The 9,918-nt window shown below is 41.6% G+C and carries 12 protein-coding genes; 6 read left to right on the top strand and 6 right to left on the bottom strand.

The features are described from left to right. The 3 genes from FTU95_RS09875 to FTU95_RS09865 all read left to right on the top strand — a co-directional run. On the top strand, positions 1-115 hold a 115-nt coding region (locus FTU95_RS09875; RefSeq protein ID WP_180050720.1), incomplete at its 5' end, for a transposase. Positions 116-591: 476 nt separating this feature from the next. Next, on the top strand, positions 592-1,278 hold the full coding sequence (locus FTU95_RS09870) for a metallophosphoesterase (RefSeq protein ID WP_180078326.1): 687 nt from the start codon (positions 592-594) through the stop codon (positions 1,276-1,278). Positions 1,279-2,726: 1,448 nt separating this feature from the next. After that, positions 2,727-2,954 (top strand): hypothetical protein, encoded by a 228-nt coding sequence (locus FTU95_RS09865; RefSeq protein WP_074383544.1) that lies wholly within the window; start codon positions 2,727-2,729, stop codon positions 2,952-2,954. Between the two features lie 16 nt (positions 2,955-2,970). Here the strand turns inward: FTU95_RS09865 and bioB are convergent, their stop codons facing one another. The 3 genes from bioB to queG form a co-directional block, all read right to left on the bottom strand. Continuing rightward, a complete protein-coding gene (bioB, locus tag FTU95_RS09860) occupies positions 2,971-3,972 on the bottom strand; it encodes a biotin synthase BioB (protein WP_100329905.1) in 1,002 nt (333 codons plus the stop codon). A gap of 144 nt (positions 3,973-4,116) precedes the next feature. Further along, complete coding sequence (locus FTU95_RS09855) at positions 4,117-4,317, bottom strand: hypothetical protein (protein ID WP_005097383.1); 201 nt, start codon at positions 4,315-4,317, stop codon at positions 4,117-4,119. Between the two features lie 109 nt (positions 4,318-4,426). Then, positions 4,427-5,521 (bottom strand): tRNA epoxyqueuosine(34) reductase QueG, encoded by a 1,095-nt coding sequence (gene queG, locus FTU95_RS09850; protein ID WP_180078324.1) that lies wholly within the window; start codon positions 5,519-5,521, stop codon positions 4,427-4,429. Between the two features lie 23 nt (positions 5,522-5,544). On the opposite strand from queG, the gene FTU95_RS09845 reads away from it, so the two are divergent. Further along, a complete protein-coding gene (locus FTU95_RS09845) occupies positions 5,545-7,026 on the top strand; it encodes an NAD(P)H-hydrate dehydratase (protein WP_180078320.1) in 1,482 nt (493 codons plus the stop codon). Between the two features lie 279 nt (positions 7,027-7,305). On the opposite strand, the gene ruvC is transcribed toward FTU95_RS09845, so the two are convergent. Then, on the bottom strand, positions 7,306-7,851 hold the full coding sequence (gene ruvC, locus FTU95_RS09840) for a crossover junction endodeoxyribonuclease RuvC (RefSeq protein ID WP_004278925.1): 546 nt from the start codon (positions 7,849-7,851) through the stop codon (positions 7,306-7,308). Between the two features lie 125 nt (positions 7,852-7,976). Here ruvC and FTU95_RS09835 point away from each other — a divergent pair, with 125 nt between their 5' ends. After that, positions 7,977-8,543 (top strand): FxsA family protein, encoded by a 567-nt coding sequence (locus tag FTU95_RS09835; RefSeq protein ID WP_005170309.1) that lies wholly within the window; start codon positions 7,977-7,979, stop codon positions 8,541-8,543. A 126-nt stretch (positions 8,544-8,669) separates the two neighbouring features. Continuing rightward, entirely contained in the window at positions 8,670-9,308 is a 639-nt protein-coding gene (locus FTU95_RS09830; protein WP_180078317.1) for a LysE family transporter, read from the top strand. Here the strand turns inward: FTU95_RS09830 and FTU95_RS09825 are convergent. Together FTU95_RS09825 and FTU95_RS09820 are read right to left on the bottom strand one after the other, a co-directional pair. Then, the gene (locus tag FTU95_RS09825; protein ID WP_005097377.1) at positions 9,292-9,492 is read right to left on the bottom strand and encodes a hypothetical protein; all 201 of its coding nucleotides are present in this window, start codon (positions 9,490-9,492) and stop codon (positions 9,292-9,294) included. The two genes, FTU95_RS09830 and FTU95_RS09825, sit on opposite strands and share 17 nt — an antisense overlap. Positions 9,493-9,638: 146 nt before the next feature. Further along, complete coding sequence (locus FTU95_RS09820) at positions 9,639-9,887, bottom strand: hypothetical protein (RefSeq protein ID WP_005097376.1); 249 nt, start codon at positions 9,885-9,887, stop codon at positions 9,639-9,641. Positions 9,888-9,918: the final 31 nt, after the last annotated feature.

Genomic DNA, 9,918 nt, shown 5'->3' with positions numbered 1-9,918 from the left:
GAACTTTTTTGCCAAGCTCAAGCAGTATCGTGCTATTGCCACACGCTATGATAAATTGGCTCAAAACTTCTTATCAGCGATCTACCTGGCTTCAACAATCATTTGGCTTAATTGATGACACGCCCTAGTTAAGTTCCAATTTTCGCACTTATCGTATTACATATTGCATCGACAAGAAATTTATAGGGGATATCCTTCATCCATTGAGTATTTGGAGCCTTTCTATAACTTTCTCGGAAAATGTTAGCCAATAGTTCTAGGTTTTATATGTAGAATTAGAGTTTACCCGAGTATCGTGTGATTAAAGTACCTATGATGCTTATTTCATTCAGTGAAGAGCATGCTGATTTTGAAATGTATCGAGACAAAGATTGTCATCAATTAACGCGAGTGAATCGTTTCAAAGGGGGATGTCCAGTTTGTTTCTCTGATGCCCTTCCTAGGGATGGAAAGTCAGATCATGGTGTTCCTCTGGTTGGATGATATATAGAAAGTCCTGTTGCCTATGACTATAGTTTTGACCAGTATACTACTGACTGGAAGCTTTTTAAGTGATCATCATAGTGAAAGCAGAAAGGTATAATTAAGCTAATGAGCGGCTCCTTCATTTATACAATAAATGCAGATCATGCAAATCATGTCTATATGGTAGGTGACTTACATGGCTGCCATAGTTTGTTGATGCAAGAACTCAAGAAAATCAATTTTGACTTTCACAATGATTTACTCATTTGTACTGGTGATCTTGTAGATCGAGGTACAGAGAATCTTGAGTGTATTTCTTTGCTAGAAGAATCATGGTTTCACACCGTTAGAGGAAATCATGAAGAAATGTGCATGATGTCGGCACATGATCCTAAAATAAAAGATATGCATACACGTCATGGCGGGGAGTGGTTTTATCAACTCAGCTTGGAAAAGCAATCTGAAATTAGAGCTCATTTCCAACAATTGCCTTTAGTCATAGAGGTTCAAATGGCACATAAAATCATTGGGGTAGTGCATGCAGATGTCGATATTCATGATTGGAATGCTTTTAAGTATGATATTGCACAAGGTGACTATAAAATTTCAGGTGTAACTTCTGCCTATAGTAATGCATTATGGGGGAGAGGGAGAATTCGTCAGCATTCAGCTCACTATGATATTGTTGATGGTATTGATGAAATTTATCTAGGCCACACAATTGTAAAAGAACATACTAAAATTGATAATTGCCATTATATTGATGTCGGCTCTTCTTTCACCAAGAAGCTTTGTATTGTAAAAATCCAGTAAACACGGTGATGTGGTAGGGGAGTTCGGTGGTGAAAAAAGTTCAACTGGTCAAAAAAACAACACTTGAATCATGTATCCTAGCTTGTATCCTGTAATTTTTTAATATTAATTAGTGTAATAAAAACAATAGGGTAGGAGAGGGTTGTTGTCCGTCTGGGCCCACCAAATTTTATATTTATATAGCTTTATATAAGATCTAAACCCTTAACTCTAAAAGAGTTAAGGGTTTTTGTGTGTCTTAAGAATACTCAGGTAGACTCGTAGAAAAACACCCTATTCGTATCCTTGTTTGTATCATAAATTTAAAATATAACTCAGGATACAGGAGCCTAGTTTAATCTAGGAAAATCATAATTTTATTGCTAAATCTAAATTGCTCACAGATACCCAATTTGCAGTGTTAAAACCTAAAGAATTAGAGTATAGGGTTTCGGATATTATGGGTTTGTATTTAAAAGTCGTTGTAACAGGTAAAAATCATGGCAGTTGCGGTTTAAGAATACACTTGGTAAATGGACATAGCTTGGGACTTATCCAGTAATCTCAGTCAGAGAAGCATGTTCAATGGCCATTAAGTATTAAAATGGTGAACTCATTTTAAAAACTAAAAATGAGAAGTTATTGAAAGCTCAACAAAAAGAGAACCTATTGTTTGGTAATTTACTGATTAAATGGATGAAGACAAAGCAAGCTGTATGAACTGATAAAACTTATAAGAAAGAGTATCAGTCGATAGAAAAGCATATATTGCCAGTATTTTGTTATCGTCTATTCAAAGACATACCTGCTTCGGAGTGGAAAGGATTTTTCCAATAAAAACAATTAAATGAGCAGATATTCAATCGATTTGAAAAACTAATTTCGTATTGTCGTAATGCTTATGATTTTACCATTGACGATAATTTAACTATTACACTTAAATAAAAATTAGGCAATATTTGCATCAACTTATAAAAAAGAGGTCTGGCTTCAATAGATGAGTTTTATGAGCCATTCTTGAGGATTTTTTATCTAGAAGAATTTTACCTCAGGAAAAAAGTTTATATTTATGAATGGACTGTGATGCACTTCAAAAAAATATCAGGAAATAAGATGAAAAGTAGATGAAATGCATTTTACAACTGAGAAAATTATGCTAATAAATAAGAGATGATTTTTTAGTCAGAAATCATGATGTTTCAGGAAGGAATATCTTAAGAAGCGTATTAAAAAAATGATTAAACAGGAGTTTCAAGATGCTTCAGCTATTAAGAAAATTATTTTGCTTGCATATCTATGAGTACGAGCAAATGCAGGAAATCGGGGAACACAGGGAGTGTCGTAAGTGTGGGATCAATAAGGACTGATGTTTTACAAAAAAAAGTGAGCGAGGGCTCACTTTTTTTATGCTTATACTTGGCTAATTTCCGTTAAAATTAGAGTGAAATTCCAAGCTGATGATCGGGCATATGAGCAAAAATTTTCATGCAGATACCTATATCGTAGACAGCAATCTGGCAGATACGCTGCATTGGCTTAGTCTGCATCAAGACAGTTATGAGTCTTTTAGCTATGATGCAATCACTCAGGAGTTGGTGGTGCATCATGCCAATGGAATGGATCAAATCAGAGTTGGAGATTATCTGAATGCCCGCTATGGCATACTGATTACTGCACATAACTTTTCAGCGACTTAATTCACTCCTATATTGCTTAGCCTGCCATCGCATCGGTCGCCAATGCACGTACACTTGGTTTAGGCTGCTCTGCAACCAGACCTAATTTCTCAAATAGCTTTTGGTCACGACCTTGGGCAGTATTTGGGGTGGTCAAAAGTTTTTCACCCGAGAAAATGGAATTGGCACCGGCCATAAATGCCAGAGCCTGATCTGAATCGGTTAACGATTCACGGCCCGCAGAGAGGCGGATGTAGCTTTTTGGCATCAAGAGGCGCGCCACTGCAATGGTACGAATCCATTCAATAACATCCAGTTTTTCTACATCTGCCATTGGTGTGCCTTCAATTGGAACCAGCATATTGATCGGGACAGATTCAGGGTGAATGACCAGCGTGGCAAGTTCATATAATAAACCAATCCGGTCATTACGGCTTTCGCCCAGTCCGACAATACCGCCACTACATACTTTTAAACCGGCTTGACGCACATAATCTAAAGTATCGAGACGGTCATCAAAGCTTCGGGTACTGATAATATGTGAATAATATTCACGAGAAGTATCCAGATTGTGGTTGTAGTAATCCAGACCGGCATCTTTCAAACGTTCTGCTTGGGATGCATTCAACATGCCCAGTGTCATACAGGTTTCCAGACCGAGTGCTTTAACTTCCTGCACCATTTCCAGAACATAAGGCATATCGCGCTCATGCGGGTTACGCCATGCAGCCCCCATACAGAAACGAGAGCTTCCAGAAGCCAGTGCCTGTTTAGCCTCCTGAATGACTTTATCGACCGCGATACGTTTTTCAGCTTCTAGCTTGGAATCATAATGCGCAGATTGTGAACAGTATTTGCAGTCTTCAGGGCATTTGCCTGTTTTGATCGAGAGGAGGGTGCTGACCTGAACTGTATTGGCAGTGAAGTGCTCACGATGAACCTGTTGCGCCTGAAACAATAAATCCATTAAAGGCTGTTGATACAGTGCCTGTATTTCTTCACGTGACCAATCATTGCGTACTGCATTACTCGTGTTCATATATCTGTCCTTGTTTGTGCTTATTTATCATTCACCTCATCTTAATAAAAATGTGTGTCTGCCTCACTAGCAAAATATGACCTTCTATAACAAACAAAGCCCACACGGGGTGGACTTTGTCATTATATTCAATCCTGAAATTTTTTATTCACGATGACCCCCATGAATATTCTGATTTTGCAGATCGTCACGATGCTGCTTGTTCAGCACTCGTTCATCCTGCTCATGCTGATTGTTCTTAGGAGAATCGATTGGCCCATGTTGGGGCTGCTGCTGTTGTTGCTTCTGCTGTTTAAGCTGATCTAGCTGTTCGTGCTGTTGCTGCTTTTTATCTTGCTCTTGCATCTTCAGTCCCTCTCGTCATTTTTTCATCTCTTTCTTTATGACATAAAGTGATCAAATATTGTGTAAGCCTTATAAGAGATCGAGTGAGCCGAAGTAATAAATTGAAAATTTATGCTGTTTTGGTCAACTGTTCCTGAATCGCCCAATCAATATGCACCTGCACAATTTCGTCATGTAATGCCCGTTGATGTTGTAAAGCGTAAACAATCTTTTCATCAAAAGGTGCATTGCCCAGACCAATGGCGATATTGCGCATGAAGCTTTGATAACCTGTACGGCGCATTGGACTGCCTTCGGTCGCACTTAAGAAGGTGGTTTCATCCCATTGCCATAAATCTAGCAAGCTGACCTGATCCAGACCATGTCGTGGATGAAAATCTTCTACGGAAGTCGTTCGAGCGAAGCTATTCCAGGGGCAAATTAACTGGCAATCATCACAACCAAAAACCCGGTTACCAATTCCGCGGCGCAAATCTTCTGGAATAATACCTTTATATTCAATGGTTAAGTAAGCTATACATCGCCGTGCATCCAGCATATAGGGCTCGACAATGGCCTGAGTTGGACAGATGTCGATACAGGCCGTACAGGAACCACAATGTTTACTGGCAGGCGCATCAAAAGGGAGGTCCAGAGAAGTAAATAGCTCTCCAAGCACAAAGAAAGAACCAGACTTTTTATGAATCAGCAGGGTATGTTTACCTGTCCAGCCCATGCCAGCACTTTCAGCCAGTGATTTTTCAAAAATGGGTGCAGAATCGGCAAAAGGGCGTGATTCAAAATCGCCAACTTTTTCTCGGATTTTTGTCGCCAAGGTTTTGAGCCGACCGCGCATGATCTTGTGGTAATCCCGACCACGGGCATAACGCGCAATAATCGCGGAATTGGGTGCATACGGAACGTAACGTGGCTTTGGAGTCTCGACCAGATAATCCATACGCACGCAGATAATGCTGCGCGTGCCGGGGACAAGTAAGGTAGGATTGGCACGTTTTTCCAGATTTTCTTCCAGAAATTTCATGTCGCCATGATAGCCACGATCCAGATATTCCTGTAAGCGCGCTAATTCTGCTTGAGCATCTGGTTTGGCAATGACACAATCAGAAAACCCCAATTCTAGCGCCTGCGCTTTAATCCAGGCTTTTAGCTCGGCTGGATCTTGTTGATAGACTTGAATTTGTGCGTAAGAATCGGGAGTTGTCATAAACCAAAGACAGGGAATAAAAAATGCAGCAACAAGTTTACCATAGCCCTGTTTATCATAGCCAAAGTATTCAAGCATGGGAGCAGCGTTGGTTTCAGCAGCAAAATAGTTCCTATGGTTTGATGCAGCAGGTGGCTTGGTCAGTCACACAGCGTCTGAGTGTGCTATTTAAAGAAAAAAATATACAGAAAATAGCGGTGTGTTGTGGTCAGGGCAATAATGCTGGTGATGGTTATCTGATTGCAAAATATTTAAAACAGGCCGGTTTCGATGTAGATATTTATGCGGCTGAAAAAGGTCAATCAGTGGACTTGGCCAAAGCTTGGCAAGAAGCGCTGGATGCTGGATTGGAAGTAGGGCCGCATTTTCAGTTTAAGCATGAATATGACGCTTATATCGATGCCTTATTTGGCATTGGTTTAAATCGTGAGCTGGATGAGAACTGGCAATCCATCATCCAATTGATCAATGACCAGAAAGGTCTCAAAATCGCGGTTGATATACCGAGTGGACTGCATGCCAATACCGGTCAGCCTTTGCCTATTGCGGTTAAAGCGGATTTTACGTATACGGTTTTGGGCTTAAAGGCAGGACTGTTTACCGGACAAGCTAAGGAATATGCCGCTAAGGTTGAACTGATTTCTGCCATTCCAGTTGATGCCGAACTGCAACCAGTTGCCAAACTTTCCTCACAGCAGATTAAATTACCGAAACGTGAAGCCTTTGGTCATAAAGGCAGTTATGGTCATGTGCTGGTGGTGGGGGGGCATGCTGAAATGGGCGGAGCAGTGATTATGGCAGCAGAAGCGGCATTTGCTGCCGGAGCAGGTAAGGTCACCATTGTCTGTGATGCGAAACACCATACCGCCATTTTGTCTCGTGCGCCGAATATTATGCTGCGTGATATTAATGCTCTCAACATAGAGCAGCGCACAGCCTTAATTCAGCAGGTCGATGCAGTCTGTTTTGGTATGGGCATGGGACGTGATCAATGGGCAAAAGAGCAATATCAGGCATGGTTTAATCTCATTCGAAATTCAGACTTAGACATTGTTTTAGATGCAGATGCATTGTGGTTTTTAGCCAAACAGCCGCAACAATTAAATTCTAAAACTTACAGTACACCGCATCCGGGTGAAGCGGCAACTTTGCTTGATTGTAAAACCTTGGACATTGAAACAGATCGGATTCAAGCGATTCATGCCTTAAGGCAGAAGTATGGTGGGCAATGGGTGCTGAAAGGTTCAGGCAGTCTGATTCTGGAACAACAGCTGTATATTTGCACTGCCGGGAATGCGGGTATGGGAACAGGCGGCATGGGGGATGTGCTGGCCGGGATGATTGCCAGTCTAAAGGCACAATTTGCTCAATCCATTCATTTGCATGAAATTGTGACGCTGCATGCACTGGCAGGGGATGAACTGGCCAAAAACGGCGAACGTGGTTTGCAGGCGCAGGACATGAAACATGCAATTTATCAGGTGGTTAATCGTGAAGGCGGCTAATCTGTCTGCAATCAAGCTGAAAATTTCAGGCCAAGTGCGAGGTGTGGGTTAGCGCTACTGGTTTGCTGAGCAGGCTGTGGCACTCGATTTAAAAGGCTAGGTGAAAAATTTAAGTAGTGGCGAAGTGGAGGCTTGTTATTGTTGGCGCAGATTCACCGCTTCAGGAAATGATTGCACGAAGTTGACAAAGAGCCTGCTTGTGCAATCGGACAAGCAATTATTCCAGAGCATCTGCAATCCGACTTAGGTATTCAAGGCTTTAAAATACGGCGCTAAACATTAACGACGACGGCTGCTGACCCGACTGCGGCCACGTGCCATGCCGCCCAAAGCATTGAGTACCGCCATTTTACTCATACTACCTGAGGCATGTGCATGACAAATGGCAGCCGCCAGTGCATCGGCGGCATCCTGTTGCGGTTTGATGCTGAGTTTCAAAATATTCATCACCATCATCTGTACCTGCTCTTTATCGGCAGCGCCATAACCCACTACAGACTGCTTGATCTGGCGCGCCGTATATTCAGCAACTTTTAAATCCAGATTGACCAGCGCGGCAACAGCAGCACCACGGGCCTGACCCAGTTTCAAGGCAGAGTCAGGGTTTTGTGCCATAAAGACCTGTTCTACCGCGGCTTCTGTTGGGCCATAAAATTTTACAATCCGCTCTACACCGGCAAAAATTCGTTTTAAACGTTCAGGCATTTCCGTGGTTTCTGTGCGGATCGTACCGGCATCGACAAAAGTCAGTTTGGAGCCGTCTTTTTCGATAATTCCGTAACCGGTTAAACGAGAACCGGGGTCAATCCCAATAATTAATGACATGCCCGCACTTTAAAAATAGAATAATGCCCATATTGTTACATAAGCGTATCAAAAAAGCTTGATCCTGATGAAGCAGTTGATTACATCATCCTATTATTTATTTTACTGAGATTAGATTAATTTTCATGAAATTATTTCTTATTATCCTTGCAGGCTTAATCCTAGAAGTATTTGTCTGGATTGGCGTGGGTGACCTCGTCGGGAGCATGTGGTACGTATTTTTCTGGTTTGTGGCTGCATTTTTTATTGGTATGAACCTGATCCGTAAATATTCGGCCGGTGTGATGCCACAGATGCAGCAAATGCAAATGGGGCAGATGAATGCAGATCCTGCATTAACAGGAAATTTACCTAAAATTTTAGCAGGCTTCTTCCTGCTTCTTCCTGGCTTAATTAGCGATGTACTGGCGGTACTAATGCTGATTCCAGCCGTGCAGCAAGTATTTAAAGCTGCCATGATGAAGGCGATGATGAAACGTCAGCAGGCCATGATGGAAAAAATGATGGGTGGCATGATGGGCGATATGGGGGGTGCGCAAGGCCAGAACCCCTTTGCCGAGATGATGCGTCAAATGCAGGATATGCAAAACCAGCAAGCAGGTCGTGGTGATTCAACCATCATTGATGGTGAAGCGCGTGAAGTGAAGCCTGAAGCGAAAAAAATTGAAATGAAAGATATCAATCCAAAATAAGATATCCCTCTGCAAAGTTCAAAAGGTTGTATTTAAACCGAATCTGATGATTCGGTTTTTTATTGGAATATTCTCATTAGTTTGAACAAACGTTATAATCATTTTTTATAATTTAACGCTATTTTAATGTCTCTGCTTTTTACCATCTGCCTTCTACATTTTGTTGCTCAACTAAGTCCTGGCCCTGATATTCTACTGATCGCCAAAAGTGCTGCATCTACCACACGCCAAAATGCCCTGAAAATTATTGCAGGTATTTCGGCCGGTATTATCGTGTGGGTGGTACTGACACTGGCCGGATTTACCGTTTTAATCGAGCAGTTTCCATGGGTCCAGCAGGTCTTGATGCTGCTCGGTGGAATATTCCTGGCAAAAATGGGCTGGACAATGCTCAAGGGTGGTGTGCGCAGTTTTAGGAATAAACATCAGCCCGAAGATGATTCCAATGAACTGGCACAACCCAAAAATTACTTTATGTTGGGTCTATGGACCAACCTCTCTAATCCTAAAACGCTGATCTATTTTAGCAGCGTATTTTCACTGGCACTGAGTTCATCAGCCTCGGAATATCTGAAAACACAACTCGCGGTGATTATTCCCTTGCAGACTTTTATCACTTTCGCTTTACTCATGTTGCTGATTTCACAGCCGAAAATTAAAGCTCTGTATCAGCGTTCAGGGAGTTATATTGATATCGTTTCAGGCGGGCTATTTTTACTCTTTGCGTTATGGTTATGGTATGACGCGCTTATTTTGATGAATTAACTGGATGATCATCCAAAGTGGATTCGGTGGATATAAGTGAAGAAGACACTAAATTTTCTTGTGTTTTAACCGCTGTTTGATAGCGATTGGGTCTTAAGCTGGTTTCGGTATTTTCAGAACCCTGATAGCTGCGGCTACGGTTGGCACGCTCGCGTAATCCACCTTTTTTAATTAACTGAACCATTGCATATCTCTCATTCCAAGAATTGCTATTGTAAATCAAATCTGGCAGCTATGAAGCTGTTTTTCTGCATAGCGATACTGGTATTAAAGCACCATAAAAAAAGACCTGTTTTTCGGAACAGGTCTCTCAATCAGAGCTGAATAAAATTAACGAAGGCCTTTATTTTCTTCTTGTAAAACATCGAGTATAGAGTGTTGTACGGGAACTTCTTGTTGTTGTGATTGCACATAGACGTGTACCACTTTAAATACGATCGCTGTAGCAAGACAGGCCACTAGACACAAAATCCAGAAGCCAAAAGGACTGCGAATATGATGCGAACCGCAATCTGGACATGATTTTTCTGTAGATTCCACTACTTTTTCGCAGCAGGCACATTGATATTGGTAGTGCATTGTTCTTCTCCCAGGATGTTATCCTTTTTTA

Source organism: Acinetobacter sp. YH12208 (assembly GCF_013418055.1).
Classification (GTDB): Bacteria; Pseudomonadota; Gammaproteobacteria; order Pseudomonadales; family Moraxellaceae; genus Acinetobacter; species Acinetobacter pseudolwoffii.
The sequence above is the reverse complement of the archived record's forward strand: the minus strand, read 5'-3'. Positions and strand labels throughout refer to the sequence as shown.